At 35.1% G+C, this 22,278-nt stretch carries 18 protein-coding genes; 15 read left to right on the forward strand and 3 right to left on the reverse strand.

Going from position 1 to position 22,278, the window contains the following annotated elements:
- Positions 1-1,910: GAF domain-containing protein (locus QZ620_RS07695; RefSeq protein ID WP_295180449.1), on the forward strand; the 1,910-nt coding region annotated here is incomplete at its 5' end.
- Between the two features lie 362 nt (positions 1,911-2,272).
- Here QZ620_RS07695 and QZ620_RS07700 read toward each other — a convergent pair.
- Both QZ620_RS07700 and QZ620_RS07705 read right to left on the reverse strand, forming a co-directional pair.
- Positions 2,273-3,154: a GNAT family N-acetyltransferase gene (locus QZ620_RS07700; protein ID WP_295180451.1), complete on the reverse strand. Its 882-nt coding sequence runs from the start codon at positions 3,152-3,154 to the stop codon at positions 2,273-2,275.
- Complete coding sequence (locus QZ620_RS07705; RefSeq protein ID WP_295180453.1) at positions 3,141-3,947, reverse strand: polysaccharide deacetylase family protein; 807 nt, start codon at positions 3,945-3,947, stop codon at positions 3,141-3,143. The genes QZ620_RS07700 and QZ620_RS07705 overlap by 14 nt, the downstream gene beginning before the upstream one ends.
- Before the next feature lie 306 nt (positions 3,948-4,253).
- Between QZ620_RS07705 and QZ620_RS07710 the strand changes: the two genes are divergently transcribed.
- The 11 genes from QZ620_RS07710 (at position 4,254) to QZ620_RS07760 (ending at position 17,326) form a co-directional block, all read left to right on the forward strand.
- Positions 4,254-5,378 (forward strand): glycosyltransferase, encoded by a 1,125-nt coding sequence (locus tag QZ620_RS07710; RefSeq protein WP_295180455.1) that lies wholly within the window; start codon positions 4,254-4,256, stop codon positions 5,376-5,378.
- 3 nt (positions 5,379-5,381) lie between these two features.
- Positions 5,382-6,329: a GNAT family N-acetyltransferase gene (locus tag QZ620_RS07715; protein WP_295180457.1), complete on the forward strand. Its 948-nt coding sequence runs from the start codon at positions 5,382-5,384 to the stop codon at positions 6,327-6,329.
- Positions 6,330-7,529 (forward strand): hypothetical protein, encoded by a 1,200-nt coding sequence (locus tag QZ620_RS07720; protein WP_295180459.1) that lies wholly within the window; start codon positions 6,330-6,332, stop codon positions 7,527-7,529.
- A gap of 96 nt (positions 7,530-7,625) precedes the next feature.
- Positions 7,626-8,585: a polysaccharide deacetylase gene (locus QZ620_RS07725; RefSeq protein WP_295180461.1), complete on the forward strand. Its 960-nt coding sequence runs from the start codon at positions 7,626-7,628 to the stop codon at positions 8,583-8,585.
- A gap of 20 nt (positions 8,586-8,605) precedes the next feature.
- The gene (locus QZ620_RS07730; RefSeq protein WP_295180463.1) at positions 8,606-9,769 is read left to right on the forward strand and encodes a glycosyltransferase family 4 protein; all 1,164 of its coding nucleotides are present in this window, start codon (positions 8,606-8,608) and stop codon (positions 9,767-9,769) included.
- A 37-nt stretch (positions 9,770-9,806) separates the two neighbouring features.
- Positions 9,807-10,412 (forward strand): sugar transferase, encoded by a 606-nt coding sequence (locus tag QZ620_RS07735; RefSeq protein WP_295180465.1) that lies wholly within the window; start codon positions 9,807-9,809, stop codon positions 10,410-10,412.
- Positions 10,412-11,020 carry an acetyltransferase gene (locus QZ620_RS07740; protein WP_295180467.1) on the forward strand — a complete coding sequence of 203 codons (609 nt, stop codon included), beginning with the start codon at positions 10,412-10,414 and terminating at the stop codon, positions 11,018-11,020. The genes QZ620_RS07735 and QZ620_RS07740 overlap by 1 nt, the downstream gene beginning before the upstream one ends.
- Before the next feature lies 1 nt (position 11,021).
- The gene (locus QZ620_RS07745; protein WP_295180469.1) at positions 11,022-12,167 is read left to right on the forward strand and encodes an aminotransferase class I/II-fold pyridoxal phosphate-dependent enzyme; all 1,146 of its coding nucleotides are present in this window, start codon (positions 11,022-11,024) and stop codon (positions 12,165-12,167) included.
- Between the two features lie 102 nt (positions 12,168-12,269).
- Positions 12,270-14,135 carry a nucleoside-diphosphate sugar epimerase/dehydratase gene (locus QZ620_RS07750; RefSeq protein WP_366935450.1) on the forward strand — a complete coding sequence of 622 codons (1,866 nt, stop codon included), beginning with the start codon at positions 12,270-12,272 and terminating at the stop codon, positions 14,133-14,135.
- Between the two features lie 8 nt (positions 14,136-14,143).
- On the forward strand, positions 14,144-14,917 hold the full coding sequence (locus tag QZ620_RS07755) for a polysaccharide biosynthesis/export family protein (RefSeq protein WP_295180471.1): 774 nt from the start codon (positions 14,144-14,146) through the stop codon (positions 14,915-14,917).
- A complete protein-coding gene (locus QZ620_RS07760) occupies positions 14,918-17,326 on the forward strand; it encodes an exopolysaccharide transport family protein (RefSeq protein ID WP_295180472.1) in 2,409 nt (802 codons plus the stop codon). It begins immediately after the preceding gene.
- Here QZ620_RS07760 and QZ620_RS07765 read toward each other — a convergent pair.
- Positions 17,319-18,062: a CpsB/CapC family capsule biosynthesis tyrosine phosphatase gene (locus QZ620_RS07765; RefSeq protein ID WP_295180474.1), complete on the reverse strand. Its 744-nt coding sequence runs from the start codon at positions 18,060-18,062 to the stop codon at positions 17,319-17,321. The two genes, QZ620_RS07760 and QZ620_RS07765, sit on opposite strands and share 8 nt — an antisense overlap.
- Before the next feature lie 72 nt (positions 18,063-18,134).
- Here QZ620_RS07765 and QZ620_RS07770 point away from each other — a divergent pair, with 72 nt between their 5' ends.
- From QZ620_RS07770 to QZ620_RS07780, 3 genes are all read left to right on the forward strand, one after another.
- Positions 18,135-19,490: a capsule assembly Wzi family protein gene (locus QZ620_RS07770; protein WP_295180475.1), complete on the forward strand. Its 1,356-nt coding sequence runs from the start codon at positions 18,135-18,137 to the stop codon at positions 19,488-19,490.
- A gap of 52 nt (positions 19,491-19,542) precedes the next feature.
- Positions 19,543-20,349, forward strand: a complete 807-nt coding sequence (locus QZ620_RS07775; protein WP_295180477.1) for a PAS domain S-box protein — start codon at positions 19,543-19,545, stop codon at positions 20,347-20,349.
- A 68-nt stretch (positions 20,350-20,417) separates the two neighbouring features.
- The coding region (locus QZ620_RS07780) for a PAS domain-containing protein (protein WP_295180479.1) at positions 20,418-22,278 on the forward strand (1,861 nt) is incomplete at its 3' end.

Below are 22,278 nucleotides of genomic sequence, written 5' to 3' on the forward strand. Positions count from 1 at the left end.
TTCCTGATGAAAATGGAATTATGCGCCTTTACAGAATTGCTTCTAATGCAGATTTTATAGAGTTTGAACCTACCGATAAGGCTATTGATATTACCGATGAAGATGTAGATATCTTACTTCAGGATACAGATAATATAGAACTTTGGCGGGAAAAATTTCCACCGCTAAGTTGGGTGTTTAGAGGCTTTATAATCACCAATCTCACTGATGTGACAGTAGATGATGGTATATCTGATTTAAAAACTCAGCTCCTCAACAATAAAATCCCTAAAGAGGATAACTTAGAAGGGATTACCGAGATTTTCCGTTCTATCTATAAAAATCCGGAGCTTAGGGTTGGGATTACAATGTTTGATAGTAAAGAAGCAGACTTTTCCCATATGGATGAAACACAAGTAAGCAGCTTTATTTTAAACGATAATGATGAAGTAGAGTGTAAAAAGGCTTTTTGTGAACATGCCTATGAAACCATTATTGAAAAGCATCAATATTTTGCTATTTCCAATGTCGATACTTATAAAAAAAAGAATCCCGATAGCTTTCTTGCCAAAAACCTTATAGATCAAAATGTAAAAAGTTGCATCTTGGCTCCGGTAGCAAAGGATAACGATCTTTTAGCCGTATTGGAGTTGGTTTCTTATAACAAAAATGAGCTCAATAGTATTAATGCTGTTAAGTTAGACGACATTGTACCTTATATTGTGACAGCCTTAGAGCGGCACAGAACAGATTTTGAAAACCGTATAAAAGCAGTTATCCAAAGTGAATGTACTTCAATTCATCCAAGTGTTTTATGGATTTTTGAAGAAGAAGCAAGACGGTATATTAGGGATTTAGATAAAGACGGTGTTTCCTCCTTCCGGGATATTGCTTTTAAAGACATTTTTCCACTTTACGGTCAGATTGATATTGTAGGTTCTTCCGATGAACGAAACATAGCTATTCAAAAAGATTTATTGAAACATTTGAATATGATTGTTCAAATGGTAGATAAAGCCATGGAAGAAGAAGCACTTCCTATTTACGAGCAGACTAAATTCAGAATAAATAAATACATCAAAGACTTAAAGGAAAACCTAAATGCTTCCAGTGAACAGAAAATAGTCAATTTTATTCATAAAGAAATCAATCCACTTATTGAGCATTTCAAGACAAAATCGGATGTTTTGGTGCAGATGATCGAGCACTACAATAATTGTGTAGATAAAGATGCAGGTGTAATATACGATCAGCGTAAAAATTATGACGATACTGTACAAAGAATAAATAGAACTTTAGCTCGCTATATCGACAGAAAGCAGGTAGAAGCACAAAAAATATTCCCTCATTATTTTGAAAGGTATAAGACCGATGGGGTAGATCACAATATCTATATTGGTGAATCGATGACTAAAAACAAAACCTTTAGTCGGGTTTACTTACACAATATTAGACTTTGGCAATTGCAGGTAGTTTGTGAGATGGAAAATAAATTCTATCACGTTCAAGAAAACCTGCCTTTAAAGCTAGATGCCGCTTCTTTAATTTTAGTATTTAGTTCTACACTTTCCATCCGTTACCGTATGGATGAAAAGAAGTTTGACGTAGATGGTACATATAACGCCCGATACGAAATCATTAAAAAGCGTATTGATAAAGCTTATATTAAAAATACCGAAGAACGCGTTACCCAAAAAGGAAAAATAGCGATTATCTATTCTCAAAAATCGGATGAGCGGGAATACTTAAAATATATTGAATACCTACAAAAGAAAAACTACGTAGGGGATGAAGTAGAATTAGTGGAGCTGGAAGATGTACAAGGAGTGGTTGGTTTAAAAGCTATTCGCGTAAATGTTCTTTATTATAAGGAACAGGAAACAGAGAAAAAAACACTTACGTATGAAGATTTAATGGAACAATTGCATTAATCTCAAAACGTAATTATCAAAAAATTAAAATATCGCCATCCCTAATGATTAGTTGGGGTGGCGATATTTCTTATCTATTATTTACCTGACTCCGATTTAAGAAAACTTCGGAAACTGATTGAAATCTCTGCAAAAGATTTTGTATCGGAGTTTCTGTTTTCGGAGTATTTTGATACCAATTTTCTTTGAAAATATACTCAATAATCAAAAATGCTTGCAAAAAACTTTATATAGAACTCTCAGGTTGTTATTAGCAAATAAGCAATTAATTCCTTCATTGAAATCTTGAAGTAAAATTTTCATTTTTTCTGATAAGACCACAAGCGAAATTACTAATTAAAACTCATAAATTCGAATGAGGATTAAACCGTTCCTTCCAGATCAGCAAGAGAAAATCTAATTTTTTTAATAATATTCGGCTCTCTCTCAGTATAAGTAACCATTACTTTACGATGCCGTTTAGTGAATAGGAAATTTATTTTTGAAGTCGTATCATTCTTCATAAAATAAACGAACCAGGTACCTTCTATCCTACACGCTTTTTTAAGGGCCTGATTTATATATAACTCATCTCCACAGTAATCACACAAGATGATAGATCTGACATTTTTTAATTTTGACACTCTATAAATAATATAATTTTCAGTACTTCCAGTTTTAAATTTCTGAACAATATATCTTTTATCCTGATATCTCCAGTTAATAAATTCTGTGGTACCTGCAGAAACATAATCTTCATGTGAAATCTTCAAATCTTTTGATATAGAGTGGCCGGGAGTGGATTCAAAATCTATTCTACTTTTCAAATTAAGGGGGGAAATGACTCCAATATGGTATTCATACTTAGCTAATTCTTTCCATCCCATTTTTAAAAATTCTGGATGACTAAATCTATTCGGATTGGCGAAGAGAAATTTGTAATCCTTCTGATAGGATTCAAGGCAGAATTTCATTAGCTTTTTAAAGATGCCTTTACCTCTGTACTCAGGATCTGTACATCCTCCAACAGGTCTGGCAGCCTGAATCATTTGTCCGTTATTGTAAAAATTGAATGGCAGATAAAAAACCACTGCTACAATTTTTTTATCCAGAACTGCGACAGCACCTACAGAACTACCCCCTGGATAATTGAGGTATTTCCAATTAAAAAACTCATCCGTATTTCTGGGTGTTAGGTTTTGATTTAATAGTTTTAATACGTAATCACGATCGGTACTATAATCAATCAGTCTATATGCTACCATTTCGAATTAATGTGAGGTTGGAAATTAATGAATGCAGTCCTGAAGCTTTGACTTTTAATTCAGATAAAGGCATATCTGCATTGGTTCTAATTCGGGAAATACCCATTGAAGTAATACTAGTTGAATTGATGCTATGATCAAATAGGAACGCCAGTTTTATATGGTTTATTAATAGTATTTCATCTGTTTTTTCAGTTCTATCCCCGTTAGGGTAGGCAAATATATCAAACCCTTCAATCTTCCACTGATTAAATAAATATTTGGAAGTCTCCAATTCGTTTTGAATCTCATCATCAGAACAATTATTAAGCATTGGATGATTATGAGTATGATTGCCTACATACATTTTATTTCTTATCATGTATCGCAGTTCTTTAGAAGTTAATTGCTTTTGTTCTGTTGAGGGGATTTTATTTAAGATTGCGATTCTTTCCTTATTTGTAATTTTTTTTAATTTATTTATTGTTTGTCGAATTTCTTTCGAAGACTCACCTTTTACTTTACCGTTGACTTCAACATCTTTCCACCAAAAATTAGTAGTTGTGTCTATATAACGAGTTATTATAAAAATACAGCTACTAACTTTATTTTTAATTAAAACTGGCAATCCGTTTTCCAATACATTTCTGTAGCCATCATCAAAGGTTATTAACAATGAATAATTTGGTAGTTTTACATCGTCATTGAGCAATGACTCCCGTAAAGTCTGAATGCTAATAATATTGTAGTGTGATTTAAGGTATTTTATATGACTGGAAAAAACAGCTTTATTGGGAACATCGTGGTAAGCCAAAACACGTAGATTTTTTCGAAAATAGAACCTGATTATTCCACTAAAAAAGCTCAATATTTGGTAATAGTATTTTCTCATGAAGTTGAAAACTGTATTGGATATGATGTGAGTATTCCGATCGTGATTTAATGATTGAGCAAATTAGTAAAAAATCGAAATCAAAAAATTGATTTAGTATTCACCTCAAATTTGCAGCTATAATTGGCAATTTAGACAAATTCTTCTTTGGGTTTTTTAAACTTTATCTTATAATCCTTGTAGTCTTATCCAAATAGGATAATTTTGCGGGGTAATTTAAAAAATTAGATGGGCATAATAAAGGTTCTTCATATAATTAAGTCTCTTGGGCGTGGAGGCGCAGAAATGTTACTACCTGAAACGCTTAAGATCCACGATGAAGAAAAATTTGAATTTCATACAGCATATTTTCTTCCCTGGAAAGATCAAATGGTTGAAAGCATTCAGAATGCAGGAGGAAAAGTCACTTGTTTTTCAGCAAATAATAATATTCGCTTGTTGCAGCGATATTCTGAAGTAATTGAGTATTGTAAAACAAATCACATAGATGTTATACATTGTCACTTACCCTGGGCTGGATTTTTAGGAAGGCTTGTATATTTTAAAACTGGAATTCCTACTGTCTATAGTGAACACAATATGCAGGAACGATATCATATTGTAACTAAAAGAATTAACCAGTTTACTTTCAACTCACAAAGTCTGGCTCTTGGAGTTTCAGAAGATGTCACTAAATCAATAAAAAACAATATTGATTTAAAAATACCTGTACGCACCCTTCTAAACGGTGTAAATACAAATTCTTTTCAAAAGGACAGTAGGTTCAAAGAAGCTACCAGAAAAGAATTAGGTATTCCGCAGGATGCAGTAGTACTGGGGAATGTTGCTGTCTTTAGATTTCAAAAAAGACTTGTAGAGTGGCTTAGAGTATTTAAAGCCCTAGATAAGAAGAATGAAAATTTATACGGAATAATAGTTGGGGCGGGACCTTTAGAAGACGAAATTAAATCTGAATTGAAACGTTTAGATTTGACTAAGAAAGTTTTATTTCCCGGCTTACAAACGAATGTCAAACCCTACTTTTCAGCAATGGATATCTTTATGATGAGCTCTTCATTTGAGGGCCTTCCAATTGCTCTGCTAGAAGCAATGAGTATGGAGTGCGCTGTTGTTTCTACAGATGCCGGCGGTATTAAAGAAGTGATTCGAGATCAACAGGATGGTCTTATCTGCCCTGTGGATAAATGGGAAGAACTTGGCGAACTTTGTCAGACTTTAATAGATTCTCCAGAGAAATTGATGAATTTGAAAAAATCTGCCAGAACGAGAGTTATTGAAAGTTTTAGTCTTGAAAAAATGGTTAATGAGCTAGAAAGTATTTATAAAGAACTTGCCAACAGTAATATAGTTTAAGTGATGGAAATTAGAGAGGCTACTGACGCGGACATACCCGAGATTTTGCAGGTTCTAAAGGCAAGTTTAGGAGAAACTTCGTCCAAAAAATCCGAAGAGGTTTGGCGTTACAAACATATCGATAATCCTTTTGGTAGATCCCTTGTGCTTTTAGCAATTGAAGGTTCAAAAATAATAGGGGTACGTGCGTTTATGCGATGGAAGTGGCAAAGGACAGGTGAGGTTTTATCTGCATTTCGCGCTGTAGACACGGCTACACATCCAAAGCATCAGGGAAAAGGAGTTTTTAAAAAACTTACTTTAAAAGCTTTAGAGATAGCTAAACAAAATGGAGATCATTTTGTTTTTAATACTCCTAATGAGCAAAGTAAACCCGGTTATCTAAAGATGGGATGGGAAGAGGTAGCGAAAATTAAAGTAAGGATAAAGCCGATAAACCCTATTTATTGGCGATATTCTAAGGTAACCGATCAGTTTACAAAGGATATAGAATGTACAGAAATTTCATTTCAGAATCTGACTGAAGAGATGAACGCTCAATTGAAAAGTTCTGGTAAATTTTTTACTCCTAAAACCCCTGAATATCTTAAATGGCGCTATGAAAATAATGCACTGCAGGACTATATTATTAAAGCTACAGAGAATATTTACATTGCCGGATATGTAAAGCCCCATTCAAAATTTAGAGAATTACGAATAGTTGAAGCAATAACAGTGTCTGCTGTAAGCTTTAAATCTATTAACATAACTATCAATGATCTAGCTAAAGAATTTGGCGTACAAATCGTTACCTTTGCACCATCTGAAAATTTGAAATTTTATAATAGTTTTTCTGGAAAATTTGGACCGGTACTTACTGTTAGAGAAATTAATCTAATAGAAAATCAGAAGAAAGGTTTATTAAATTTAAATAACTGGACTTATAGTTTGGGGGATCTGGAACTTTTTTAGATGATAGGAGCTGTAATTTTACTTTTGGTATTACTTCTGGTAACCCAGGCCATATTCAATAGTTTTCAAAAAAAGCATAGTTTTTTTGATAAAAAACTCATGAATTCACTTTACTCTTATCACCTCTTCTTTTTAATAGTTTATTATACTTATGCTTATTTCAACCCATCAGATTCAAAAAATTACTATAAACGTCCCCAAACACCCTTGAAAAGTTGGGGAGATTTTTTCGGAACAGGAACTACTTTCATGGATTTTATCTCTTACCCGTTCATCAATTATCTCAACTTTAATTATGAGATGATGATGGTTTTGTTTGCTTGGTTCGGTTTTATTGGTTTCCTATTTGCGTATCTTTTTTTTAGGGAAAATATTCCTGTTAAAATTAAAGTATTTGGCAGGTTCGATTTTTTGATTCTTATCCTATTTCTTCCAAATATGCATTTTTGGACAGCTTCTTTAGGTAAGGGAGCTCCCATTTTTATGGCACTTATGATGTTTGCGTATGCTATTAAGAATCCAAAGGAAAGAAAGTTTACTTTGTTGTTGGCATCATTAATAATATACTTTATTAGGCCTCATGTGTTTTTGTTTATAGGAGTAGGAACCGTTTTGGGATACATGACCGGAAGAGAGAAAATATCATTTAGCAGAAAGTTATTGGTTTATGTTGGAATGATTGGTGGATTAATTTTGGTTCAAGATCAAATTCTTGCTGTTGCAGGCTTAGAAGGGTCAGATGACTTACTATCTGATTTTGAAGAGTTTTCTGATGACAGGGGTGGAGAACTTGCAAAATCTGGATCTGGGGTCGATATGAGTTCATATCCTTTACCCCTAAAGTTGTTTACATTTTGGTTTCGGCCGTTGTTTTTTGATGCACCTGGATTATTAGGTTTAATAGTATCTGTAGAAAATCTTATCTATCTACTGTTATTTATTAAAATCCTGAAAAAAGATTTTATCAAGTTCTTGAAAAAATCAAATATTGTAGTTAAAATGAGTATAACGGTGTTCTTTTTGTCCTCTTTAGCCTTGACATTTGTGATGTCAAATTTAGGTATCATAATGCGTCAGAAATCTATGGTAATGTATTTTCTATTTTTCGTTATTTACTATTACCTGGCGCAGAAAAAATATGATAAGATTATTAAGAAGAGGAAACTTCAAAAAGCTGCAAATAATTTACAGGTAACATGATCTACGTGAATTTCACTTCTTAATTATCTCCTCTTTATTTTGTAATACGTATAATTACTGCCTTAAAATCTTGATACTCTTCTCAAAATAAATTTTATGAAAGGTTGTTTAGTCATTTCCTTAGATTTTGAACTCATCTGGGGTGTTTTCGATAAAGTTGATCATCATGATAAATTAGAATATTTTGAAAATACTCGAAAACTCATTCCTGAACTATTAAAGCTATTTAATAATCATGAAATTCATAGTACATGGGCGACAGTAGGTATGCTCTTCAACGAAAGCTGGGAGGAATGGATGGAAAACTTACCCCAGCATTTTCCTAAGTATACAAATCAGAAATTATCAGCTTACAATTACGGGAATGAACATAGGTCTAGTATAAATGAAAACCTATGTTGGGCTAGTGAATTAATTGACCTTATCGCAAAGTCAGATCATCAGGAAATGGCTACACATACATATTCCCATTATTATTGCCTTGAGGATGGCCAGAATAGGGATAGTTTCGCATCAGATCTGCAGTTGGTTAAGAAACTTGCCTCTAAAAAAGGTTTGGAATTAAAAAGTCTTGTTTTTCCAAGAAACCAATTTAACGAATCTTATCAGGATATTTGTGTGAACAATGGTATTAGAACAATCAGGATTAATCCAGAAAATTGGTATTGGAAAAATACACAAAGAGATACCTTGGCTGATAAAATCTTCCGTACAGGCGATGCGTATATCGGACTAAATGATAAGTCCTACGATCTCGGCAGTATTGAAGTTAACCAGGTTGTTCAGCAAAAGGCGTCCAGATTACTTCGGCCTTTCGAGAACAATCTCAAGGATACTTTAAAGTTGAATAGAATCAAAAATGAAATCGAGTTTGCAGCTAAGAATAATAAGATATATCATTTATGGTGGCACCCTCATAATTTCGGTGCTAATCCGGAATCTAATTTGAAAGATCTCAAAGAAATTCTAGAACATTTCTCCAAATGCCAAGATAAGTATGGAATGGAATCATTCACAATGGATGAGCTGACGGATTTAAGATTAAATTTGCAGTAGATTAGTTTAAAAATAATAGTTTGAATAAACTTGTTCGTGTCACCACTATACCATTGTCTCTGGAAAAACTTCTTGAAGGACAACTTACGTTCATGAGTCAGCATTACCAGGTTATAGCCGTTGCTGCAGATGAAAAGAGACTCGAAAAATATGGAGTTGATAATAATGTAGAAACCTACGCTGTAGAATTAACTCGAGCTATAACTCCCATTGCCGACCTTAAAGCTGTGTTTAAACTCACCAGTTTTTTACGTAAAGAAAAACCCCTAATTATTCATAGTCATACTCCTAAAGCGGGTATAATTAGTATGTTAGCTGGTTGGCTCGCAGGTGTTCCAATAAGGCTACATACAGTTGCAGGTTTACCATTGCTAGAAGTAAAGGGTTTCAAAAGAAGAATTTTAGACTTTGTAGAGAAGCTTACTTATAAGCTAGCTCATAAAGTATTTCCAAATTCTTTTGAACTAAAGAAGATCATTCTGGATTTAAATTATGCAAATGAATCTAAATTGAAGGTGTTAGGGAATGGAAGTTCAAATGGGATAGATACGACGTATTTTGATCCTCAACGATTTACAGAAGACTTCAAATCAGATTTAAGGTCAAAATTTGGTATTCCACAGGAAGATATTGTTTTTGTCTTTGTAGGCAGATTGGTGAAAGAGAAGGGTATTGAGGAACTTGTGCGTGCTTTCAATGAACTTAGAGTTAGTTCACCGAAATGTAGTTTGCTGCTAATTGGCCCCTATGAGCAGGAGCTGGACCCAATTTCCGAAGAAATAATTCAGGAAATTGAAAAAAATCCGAAAATCATAACTACTGGTTACGAGCTGGATGTTCGACCATATTTTGCAATTGCAAATATTCTAACTTTTCCATCGTATCGAGAAGGTTTTCCAAATGTAGTTTTACAGGCGGGAGCCATGTCATTACCAGCAATCGTTTCCGATATTAATGGTTGTAATGAAATCATCCAGAATGGTGAGAACGGAATTATCATACCGGTAAAGTCGGAAGAAGCGCTGAAGGTTGCTATGAAAAAATTAGTCGAGGATATAGATTTAAGAAGTCAGCTAACATTAAATGCTCGGCAAGTAATTCAAAAAAAATATGAGAGAGAGTACTTTTGGCAAATTCTGTTAAAAGAATACAAAGAGTTAGAAAGCTCTCTCAAACATGATTAAATTCGCGCCCCGGCTGAAGTAATTTTTAATTGACTGAATGTACAGAAATTTAATTAAACCAATCTTTGATTTTTTAGCTGCCGTTATAGCGCTGGTACTTTTAAGTCCGGTTTTAATTGTCGTCACTATATTATTATATCGGGCAAACAACGGCAAGCCATTTTTTTATCAGGCAAGACCTGGTAGAAATGGGGATATTTTCAGAATAGTGAAGTATAAAACCATGACTGATGAAAAGGATCCAACGGGCAACTTGTTACCGGATTCTGAACGATTAACCAAAATTGGTAGTTTTGTTCGAAAGACTTCAATTGATGAAATACCACAATTGTTCAATGTTCTGAAAGGTGACATGAGTATTGTTGGTCCAAGACCATTACTTCCTCAGTATCTAGAGCTATATAATACTGAACAACTGAAACGGCATGAAGTTAAACCGGGAATTACAGGTTGGGCGCAGGTAAACGGGAGGAATGCAATAAGCTGGCTCAAAAAATTCGAATATGATGTGTGGTACGTAGAGAAGCAATCATTTTTTCTGGATCTTCAGATATTATTCAAAACTATCAAAAAAGTTGTAATTTCTGAAGGAATAAATGCGGATAACATGGCTACCACAGAACCTTTTAACGGTAACAATTAATGATTTTATTTGGGGCAAGCGGACATGCAAAAGTAATTCTTGATATTATCAATTCAGGAACTGGTGATACCGTAGATTATATATTAGATGATAATTCTGAAATATTTGATTTAGCTGGTTTTCAAATCGATCATGCAGTTGATAGAAACATCCTTCAGACGCACAATACAATTGTTGCTATTGGAGATAATAAGATTCGGAAAAATATTTGTTCAAAATATAATATAAAGCTGCATCACGCATTGATTCACAAAACTGCAACTGTTTCAAAAGCCGCGACTGTGTCTAAAGGGGCTGTTGTTATGGCTGGAGCTATTATAAATCACTCGGCAAAAATAGGCGAAAACAGCATTATTAATTCGAATGCTATCATTGAACATGATGTAAGCATCGCTAAATTTGCACATATTTCTCCAGGTGCAATTGTGACTGGAGCGGTGAATATTGGAGAAGGTTCTCATATTGGAGCTGGAGCTTCAATTATTCCAGGGGTAAGAATCGGAAAATGGGTTACAATCGGTGCTGGCGCGGTTATTTTGAAGGATGTTCCAGATTATGCCGTGGTTGTTGGGAGTCCAGGCCGAATAATTAAATACAATAAGAATTAATATGGCAAATGATAAGATCTGGTTATCCTCTCCGCATATGGGTGGTAATGAGTTAAAATATATTCACGATGCATTCGATGAGAACTGGATAGCACCATTGGGTCCTAATGTTACTGGATTCGAAAGTGATATTAAAAAATATCTTGGTGGAAATGTTGAAGTTGCTGCATTAAGTTCTGGTACGGCTGCATTGCACCTGGCCTTAATTATGCTTGGTGTTTCGAATGGAGATGAAGTGATATGTCAAAGCATGACCTTCGCGGCTTCAGCCAACCCAATAAAGTATCTGGGTGCCACTCCAATATTTATTGATAGTGAATCCAAAACTTTGAATATCTGTCCTGATCAGTTAGAGATTGCTATAGAGGATAGAATAAAAAAAGCCAAAAAGCCGAAAGCAATTATTGCTGTTCACTTATATGGAATGCCATACCAGGTGGATCGAATTAATACCATTGCAGATAAATATAACATTCCAGTTATTGAAGATGCGGCAGAAGCTCTTGGGAGTACATACCGTGGTGAGAATTGTGGCACCTTCGGCGAATTGGCTATTTTGTCATTTAACGGTAATAAGATCATCACAACGTCTGGTGGTGGCGCCTTGGTTACTAAGACTGAGAAAATGAAGCAAAAAGCCGTTTTTCTCGCAACTCAGGCGAGGGATGACGCTCCGCATTACCAGCATAGCGAAATTGGTTACAATTATAGATTGAGTAATATTTCCGCAGGAATTGGTCGTGGACAAATGGAGGTTTTGGATGAAAGAGTAAGTGCAAGACGTGAAATGTTTGAATTTTATGTAAATTTATTCCGGGATGTTGAAGGTGTCAGGTTGTTTTCTGAACCATCTACAGATTATTTCAGTAATCATTGGTTAAGCGTTTTAACTATTGATAATGAGATTACTGGGTTCTCTAGAGAAGACTTAAGAGAATCACTAGCTGCTTTAAATATTGAATGTCGACCGCTTTGGAAGCCTATGCATATGCAACCTGTTTTTGAGGATAGTCCGTTTTACGGCACGGGAGTTGCTGAAACCATGTTCGACAATGGACTCTGTTTGCCAAGTGGTAGCAATCTGTCGGATAATGATAGGTCCAGAATCAGTAATGCAATTAAAAGTCATTTGAAAAAAGACCAATAGACTATGGGGAGCATAAGAAAAGCCCTTTCTAACATAATATCAGGTCCTGATAATTCCTTGGATATCCGAAATCTCAGATATCTTCCCAGGTGGGCAATTTTGATGATCGATATAGGTCTGGTTACTATCTCAACGATTCTAACCATATTTATACTTTTAGATCTATCTCCTTTCCAGTATACATTATTAAATTTTTATGAGAAAGCACTTCTGGTAATCACCATGAACGTCGGTTTCTTTTTTGTTTTTAAAACTTATGCTGGAATTATACGATATTCTTCAAATGTGGATGCTTTGAAATTGCTACTTTCTACTTGTAGTGCTTTCATCGGTTTGGTTGTGATTAATTATGCATCTTACTTTTTAATAGGTCAGAAAATCTTTTTAATTGGTGGACTACTGATCAATTTATGGATATCATTTTCGCTATTATTCCTTTTCAGACTTAGTGTCAAGCAATTCTATGAATATTTTAAAATTCTTCAGAAAAATGAGTCTCTCATTAATGCTGTTATCTTAGGGGTTGATGAAAATGCGATCTCTATAGCAGGTGCGCTTGAAATTGAACACCCCCGTCGATTCCGAATTGTGGGGTTTTTAACACAGGATTCACACAAAAGACTCCGTGTACTGGATAAACCGGTTTTAAAGCATACCAAAAAAATTCATGAAGAACTAAATTCTCTTGGAGCTGAAGCAATCATATTTTCTGAACACACTCTTTCTTCGGAAGAAAAATTCAAATTGGTGGAGGAATGTTTGGAACACGATATTGCAATTTATAATGCTCCCTTAGTATCCACCTGGGGTGGCGAACCGATTGCTAATAAGGTGAAAACTTTACAGATTGAAGATCTTTTGGATAGAGAACCTATTAATCTTGAAACTCAGAATAAAATCGAGCAATTAACGGATCGAACGATTTTGGTTACTGGAGCAGCAGGTTCCATTGGTAGCGAGATCGTGAGACAGGTTGCTAAATATGACCCAAAACGTTTGATAATATTAGATCAGGCTGAAACACCTTTACATAATTTACAATTAGAAGTAGAATCCAAGTTTCCAGAATTGAATTTCAAAGTAATTGTCTGTGATGTAGGGAACCAGAAGAGACTGGAGCTTATGTTCCAGAATCAGAGCATTGATGTGGTTTATCATGCAGCAGCTTATAAGCATGTTCCATTAATGGAAAGTAACCCGCATGAGGCGGTTTTCGTTAATATTCATGGTACTAAGAACCTGGCAGATCTTGCAGTAAAGTATAATGTGAGACACTTCGTTATGGTTTCAACAGATAAAGCGGTTAATCCAAGCAATGTTATGGGTGCCTCTAAGAGAGCGGCTGAAATGTATGTTCAATCATTATTTCATAACCAGATTCAAACAGGTATAGGATCTACGAAATTTATAACTACTCGTTTTGGAAACGTTTTAGGCTCTAATGGTTCGGTTGTACCGCTATTTAAGAAACAGATAGAAAAAGGTGGACCAGTAACTATTACTCATCCAGATATCATCAGGTATTTTATGACGATCCCGGAAGCCTGTCAATTAGTGCTTGAGGCTGGCGCAATGGGTAAGGGGGGTGAAATATTTGTTTTTGATATGGGAGAACCGGTAAAAATTATGGACCTTGCCATCAAAATGATCAAGCTAGCAGGTTATCAACCTAATAAACATATCAAAATTCGAATTACAGGATTAAGACCAGGTGAGAAATTATACGAAGAATTGTTGAACGATGAATGCAAAACGCTTCCCACGCATCACAAAAAGATAATGATTGGCCAGGAGGTTGTGAGAAATTATGAAGGAATAAATGAGAATATTCTCAAGATAATAAAATCTGCTACCAAGTTGAAAAATGATAAGGTAGTAGCTAAACTTAAAGAGTTGATACCGGAATTTAAGAGTAATAATTCTTCTTATGAAAAACTCGACAACTTAAAGGAAACCAAAAAATCATAAATTAATTGATGAAGAAATTGTTAATTGCAGCACTTATTGCTAGCTGCTTCTACAGCTGTGCTACTAAAGATCAGGTGGTTTATTTCAATGATATTCAAGAGTTGGAAGGGCAGGTAAATTTGTTAGATTACGAACCGAAAATTGAGAAAAACGATGTGCTGCGTATCAATGTATCCTCATCTTCAATTAACCCTGAGATTGTAGCTCCCTTCCAGATGAACCAACAGGGAGGAGGACAATCATCCGGAGGAGGTGGAGGTCAGAATCTATCCTTAACTGGTTATTTAGTTAGCCCGGAGGGGACGATTAATTTTCCTGTACTAGGTACTATAGATGTAAAGGGCTTGACCAGAACTGAAGTTCAGGAAACACTTGAGAATCAGATAGCTGATTATGTAAGGGATCCTGTAGTTGATGTTAGAATAGTAAATTTTAGTATCACGGTTTTGGGAGAAGTTGGTTCTCCTGGAAGAGTGCAAATTACTGATGGTAGAATTACCTTGCCTGAGTTACTGGCAATGAGTGGAGATGTTAGGTACACTGGTAAACGAGAAAATATTAGGGTTATCAGAGAAGTCGATGGAGTTAAGTCTGTAGGAATTATCAATATGACTGAAACAGATCTTTTCAATAGCCCTTATTTTTATTTAAAACAGAATGATATTGTCTATGTAGAACCTACTTATGCCAGAATGAAATCGGCCGGTTTCTTCGGTAGTCCAGGAGCTATTCTAGGTCTTATTAGTTCAGTTTTAGGTTTAATTTTAATTTTCGCACGATAAATGGAGGAATTGAACGATTTCACTGAAGAAAAGGAAGAATCAAACTTCGATCTAAAGGCAGAACTATTTAAATATCTTGTTTATTGGAAATGGATTCTACTTGGTTTTATAATTGGAGGAGTATTAGCTTACTTGTATAATAGATATACTATACCTCAATATAGAACTGAAGCGACAATGATCATTGTCGATGACGAAAAACAGAATGCTATGAATGCTACCCCTTCAGGTGGCGGAGCTATTTTCTCTTTAGAAGATGATGGTATACAGAATCATATTGAAAAATTAAAATCTAAAAAGCTTGTTGAAAGCGTAGTTGACGAGCTCAACCTTAATATAAGCTATTTCATTGAAGGTAATGTAATAACAGTGGAAGCTTATCAGTCCAGTCCTGTCTTGATCGAATTTATCACGAATGATAGTATAGTGAATACGAATTCGAGAGATTTTGTGGTTACACCAACTTCTGAAACATCTTTCAGACTTGAAGATGAAAGCCTGGAGTACAATGCTGATCATAAAATTGGCGAAGTAATCGAGCTGGAGGGTCTCCAGTTCGTCATTTTACCTAAGTCAGGTAAGGAGCAAGGAAGTTTCGGAAAGACGAGTTCAGTAAATATTGTGCTGGAACCTGTGAGGGACGTTGCGGCTGAATATATATCCAGGTTACAGATTACTCAAAAGGGGCAGGCCAAGGATATTTTATCTTTAAGCATTGTTCAGAATACTCCGGAAAAATCTCAGGATTTCCTTAGTAAGCTAATGGAGCGTTTCAATGAAGAGGGGGTTATGAATAATCAGGAAGTTGCAGAAAATACAACCAAATTTATCCAGGATAGGTTAGAAATGATTACTACAGAGTTAGATTCTGTAGAGGTCAATATTGCTGATTTTAAGAGGGATAATCGAATCATGGATATTGGAAGCGGTGCTTCTGAATTTCAATCGAAGTTTTCTGCTGCTGAACAGGAAATATTTAACCTCGAAACACAGCTTGAACTCTTACAGTCGGTTGAAGAACTTCTTAGAAGTCAGGGCGAATACGAATTGTTACCAGATGTAGGGATTAGTGAGGGTGGAATCTCAGGACTTGTGAATTCTTACAATTCATTAGTCGTAGAGCGCAACGTTTATCTAGAGGGTGGTACCGAGAAGAACCCTGTTGTCAAAACATTAAGCGAGCAGCTGAGCGGTTTGCGAAATAATCTCTTCGAAAATATTCAAAGTACTAGAAGTTCCCTGAACATTCAATTGAGGGAACTGAGTAAAAGAGAAAATGTTGCCCAAGGTCAGTTTAGTGCTTTTCCTGGCTTAGAAAAGGGAATGCGCAATATAGAGCGTCAACAGCAAATAAAAGAACAATTGTATCTTTTCTTACTGCAAAGACGTGAAGAAGCTGCAATTTCATCAGCGGCAACTGCGGCAGTTGCCCGTGTGATAGATACACCTTTTACTTATAATTCTCCTGTAGATCCTGAACCCTGGATTATTCTTGTAGGAGGATTGTTGATAGGTTTAATTATCCCGATTTTAATTATATTCGCCAAGAATTTCTTAGATACTAAAGTTCATCATAAGGGTGATTTATCGCCTTTACTAAAAGATGTACCATTTTTAGCAGAATTACCTAGAATTAAACCTGAAGAAACTGATGTAATTCAAGTTAATGATAGATCTCCATTGGCAGAATCATTTAGAATACTAAGAACCAATTTAGCCTATCTTGTACAAAATAAAGATAAAACCAGAGGAGACGTCATTTTTGTAACTTCTACAATCAAGGGGGAGGGTAAAACCTTTGTTTCTTACAATGTTTCCAGGACCTTGGCAAGTTCTAACAAAAAAGTTTTATTAATTGGAGCTGATATAAGAAACCCGAAATTGCATAGGTATACTAGTGATACTGTAGGTGCTAAAGAGAAAGGTTTATCTGATTATTTATATGATTATGATGTACAGGTAGCGGATATCATTTCTAAAACGAATGATCATAATATAGAAGTTGATGTAGTTTTATCTGGCCCAATACCTCCAAATCCTGCAGAATTACTAATGAACGATCGTATGGAAAGCTTGATAGAAAAATCGAGAGCTAATTATGACTACATCATTGTCGATACAGCTCCTACCATGATTGTTACTGATACTCTTTTGATAAGTCAATTAGCAGACTATACACTTTATGTTACCAGAGCAGATTATACTGAAAAAGCTCTATTGGATTTTCCAAAAGAATTAAGAAAACAAGGTAAGCTGAAAGGGCTCGCAGTTATACTTAATGATATCGATTATTCAAAGTTTAGCTATGGTGCCCAGTATGGATACTCTTATGGTTATGGATATGGTTATGGTGAAGATAACGTATCTAGATGGCAGCGTATTAAAAAACGCATTTCTAATTCTAATTAAAATGTTGTTGTAGCAACTCGCGATTATTAGCAGTTATAGTAGTTATATTCTGCACATATTTAGTCGGGATTTTAATCTCCTTGATTTTTTCCAGATGACTAATTTTGTGTACATCACTACAGAGATAGTCTATTAAACCTGTCTCAATTAATTGATAAGCCATTTTCTGTATGCTCTTTCCATAATGATTGGACAGGGATAACATATTGACTTGCATAAGACAACCTCTGGTTCTTAGATCATAAAATTTGCTCAGATCTTTCGAATGCATATAAGTATATCTTTCAGGGTGCGCTAAGATTGGAACCTTAGAATTGTTCTGAAGTTTAAAAAGAATCTGGGTTAAATTGATTGGAGCTTGAAAATAAGACATCTCAACAAGTACTTTATTATCTGTTACTGCAAGCAGATCATCATTTTCTAAAATTTCGAGAAAATGCTGATCCATCATATATTCAGCAGCATAGCTTAACTTTTTGGGACCAGCATTTTCATGCAGTAGCATCTTATAAGCTTCTTCGATAATTTTGGGTGTATTAGGATAAAGTTCACCTATTATATGCGGAGTAGCCACAATATGATTGATCCCTAACCCCGAAAACCCCTTAAATAATTCCCGTGATGTATCAATGCTATCAGAACCATCATCTATACCAGGCAAGGTATGATTGTGAAAATCTGGCATCCCTTCTATAAGGTCAACCAAATATTTACTTCTACTAAATATCGATAACATATAATCTATTTTACCGTTCAAAATTACAGATTTTAAATTCTAATTAGTAATATTTGCAACCCAAGTAGATCTATGAGGCATCCTTTTATTCTATACATATTTTTAATCCTTGGTCTAAGTTCATCTGGTCAGGATTATTTTAATCTCGATGTTAAAGGTACTGCAGGACTTTATAGTGGATCAGAATCTCCATTTTGGATGCACACCAATCGCCGAAGTAGGGTGGATGAGAAAACTTTTTATAGCGGACTATTATCTGGTACGGCTATTTTTCAAATAGATAATACCAGGTCCTTTCAATTTGGAGGTGGATTTCTATATAAGGATGGCTATGATGATGGCCTTAAAATTGACGAAGCTTATTTTAGTTACGTTTCTCCTAAGATAAGGGTGGATATTGGTAAAAGACAGCGAACCGATCTTTACCAGGGTTTAAGTGTTAGCAATGAAAGCATACTATGGTCGCTGAATGCATCACCTTTTCCTGGCGTATCTATTGAAACGGTTGAACCAATCTTCTTCAACTTTAAAGATTACGGACTGGGATTTAAATTTTCTTTTGGCGAATATCTTCTAGATGATGATAGATATATAGATAGCCCTAGATTACATCATAAAAGTGGACATTTAGTGTATAGAAGTCAGAAAGATTTCGAAGTGAGTCTCGGGTTGCAACAATTCGTGCAATGGGCAGGAACATCTGAGGAATTTGGAAGACTACCACAGACCCTGGAAGACTATGGACGCGTTATTACAGGTAGAGCTGGAATAGATGACGTGGGCGGCCAGGAAGTAAACGCCCTCGGCAATCAGATTGGAAGTTATGAACTTAAGATCAAGTCAAGGATTAATGATCTGGACGTGGAATTCTTTTACAACCATATTTTTGAAGACGGATCTGGTTTAAAACTGGGTAATTTTCCTGATGGGCGTTATGGAATCTACGTGGAAGACAATAGAGATACTTTCTGGGGTAAGGATTGGATAAAGGCTTTTATGTATGAATTCCACTTTACAAAAAATCAAAGCAGGAGTAGGAAGAGTTCATTAGAAGATGGTGCAGATAATTATTTTAATAATAACCTATACAGATCTGGATGGACGTATCAAAATCTCATCATTGGTAATCCATTTATCTTAACTACAGATGAGCGTTATAGAATTGGAGTCAATATAATAACGGCTCATCATATTGGTATCACTGGAGAGGCCTTCAAATTACCCTATAGGGCCTTGCTTTCTTATAGAAAGAATTATGGTGTCAAAGATTCGTTCTTTCCTGTTACAAAAGAAGTAATCTCTTCTTACCTGGAAGTTGAGTTAATGAAGGGCGATTACAACCTGTCTGCATTTATCACTTCAGACATTAAAAACGTAGATCAATCTAATTTTGGTACGGGTCTCAAATTCTCCAGATCGTTATTCTAGGTCAAGCTTAATTTTTTTTGTATTTTCCTAAACCCAACCCTACTATAGTATCTTGAATTACGTTTCTATAAATTCTATTACAGAAACAGTGATTACCTTAAGTTATGCTAAGGGTATCATTGCGTTTGATAATTCTGCAGCACAATTTTTTGAGGAAAACTTTTCTTCGGAAATTAGTCTGCGAAGCACGTTATTCGCTCTTTTTCCTTCCGAACTTGCCGCACAGATCAATGAAAAAATGACCTTTTGCAAAAAAGGTCGCTTTCAAACGCATACGTACCAGAAGAACCTGGATGCACCAGTTTTCAGTTTCTATATTGCTCCAATTATTTCTGAAAATCATAAGATCGAAAGCATATCCTTATCCATCGAAAAAACTCAAATAACATCAGTTAATGAAGAGAACCTGTTACTGAAGGAATTAAATTACAAAACTCAATTCTATTCAAATCTGTTTTATCACAATCCAGATGCTGTTTTTCTATTCGATCAGGAAGGGAAATTTATTAACGTAAACGCACAATCTGCTAGAATTGCCGAGACCACTGAAGAAGAATTATTGCAAATGCATTTTTTACCCTTCATCCCCGAAAAAAAGAAGGCCCAGGTTTTAAAGTATTTTGGAAGGGCTTTGAAGGGTGAATCGATAGATTACCACTGTAGTTTTATAACTGCAAAAGGCACCTTCAAATATTTGGAGATTAAAAACTTTTCAATCGTATACCAGCAGGAAATTATCGGAGTATATGGAATTGCTAAAGATATTACAGAAAAGCTTGAAATTGACCGTAAACGACGCGCAGATAAGCAAATGCTGCGTGCTATCATCGATAATATTCCAGATTATCTTTTTTTGTAAAGGATCGAAATAATCGATCTATCCTTACCAATAAAAAGTTTGCGAATAATATATTAGGTCTGGATGATTTGAAAACCAATTCGAATATTACTCCGCTTGACTATTTTGAGGAAACCAAAGCTAAACAAGTTATTGCCGATAATGATTTAGTGATGAATTCCGGTAAAGCAGTTTACAATCGCCAGGATATTGTTGAAAAGGGTGATGGAAGTCAGGAAATGGTGCTATTAACAAAAGTTCCATTGAAAGATGCTGAAGATAATGTCATTGGTTTAGTAGGGATCGCAAGAAACAACACCTATGCCTTTCTTCAGAATAAAAGAAAGGATCTAATTCTGAAAACCTTGAAGGCTTTTGGGGATAAAAGAACATTTCAGGATGCAACGATCAAGACCCTTGAGATATTTAGTCATGAATTAGGCTTTGACTATGCAGAAGCTTATAAGCTAAGTGCAAACAATATAGAATTGATTCGAACAGCTTACTGGCCCAAAAATCTGGATCTCAGGGAAGGAGATTCTGAGAGCGTTCGTTATAAAAAGGACGATGGTCTTCCAGGAAAAGTATGGTCCTCTATGAATATCGAAATTATTCATAAAGCAGATAATACAGGTCTGCTCAAAAATATGATGCTGAATGAAACTGAATCAATACAAACTGCCGTTGGAATACCTATACTATTACAAGGACGCTTGATCAGTATTTTTTGTTTTGGTTCTAAAGTTCACCGAAAAAAAATAGAACAAGCTATATATTCAGATGTTAGCATTCAGATAGCCTCAGCTATGGAAAGAAAACTGAGTCAGAATCAATTATCAGATTTCTTTCAGTATTCCCCTAATCTTATAGCGGTGATCGGGCTGGATGGATATATCAAAATGACGAATCCGGCTTTTGTGAAGACTTTCAACTATAGCACGACTGAAATTTTATCACAACCATTCTCAACTTTTATACATCCTGATGATCTGGATAAAACTTTTAAAGCTATCAAACAAATTTCTATAGGAGCGGAGGATTTTGAAATTCGTTGCAGGCAAAAAAATGGAGATTATATCTGGATATCCTGGCGTTTTTCAAGGTTCTTCGAAAACGAAAATATTGTTTATATCTACGGAACCAATGTTACGGCGATTAAAAATCATGAAGCCTTACTTAGAAATAGTGAGAAGCGATTTAAAGCACTGGTTCAGGAAGGTTCAGATCATATTGCGATTCTAGATCACGATCTAAAGTTTATTTATAATAGCCCGGGTACAGAGCAGCTCTATGGTTTTTCTATAGATCAATTATCTCATACTCATTTTGCAGATAGGGTCTGTAATGATGATTGGCCTATAATTGCTGAGATCCTAAAAGAACTCAAAGAAGGACAGAGATTTCAACTACCTAGTTACAGGGTGAAGGATCAAAGTGATACTATTCACTGGATTGCAACTATCGCCACAAATCTTTCCGATGATGATACGGTAGGTGGTATTGTGCTTAATTCTAGAGACATTACAGAATTTATAATTCAGGAACGCCAGCTTATCGAAAGTCTTAAGCGTTATGATATAGTGGCAAAAGCTACTAGTGATATAATTACCGATTATCATATTGCTTCTGGAATTATGACAGCCAGTGACACCTTGGAATCGGTTTTCGGTTGGACTTCTGAAAATGGAAGCTTTACTTCGGAATGGTGGAATGATAAAATTCATCCTGAAGATTATAAGGAGGTAAGAAACTCTGCACAAGATCTTATTGAAAAGAATATTCAGAATCTAACCATTGAATATAGATTTCGATGCGCGGATGGTTCTTATAAATATGTCTTGGATCGAAGTCATTTGATGTTCGATGCTGAACAGAGACCAATAAAGATCATCGGCTCACTGCAAGATATCACTGAAAGAAAGAGTCATTTAATTGCCATTCAAAACCATA

This window comes from uncultured Christiangramia sp., assembly GCF_913046405.1.
GTDB classification, from domain to species: domain Bacteria; phylum Bacteroidota; class Bacteroidia; order Flavobacteriales; family Flavobacteriaceae; genus Christiangramia; species Christiangramia marina.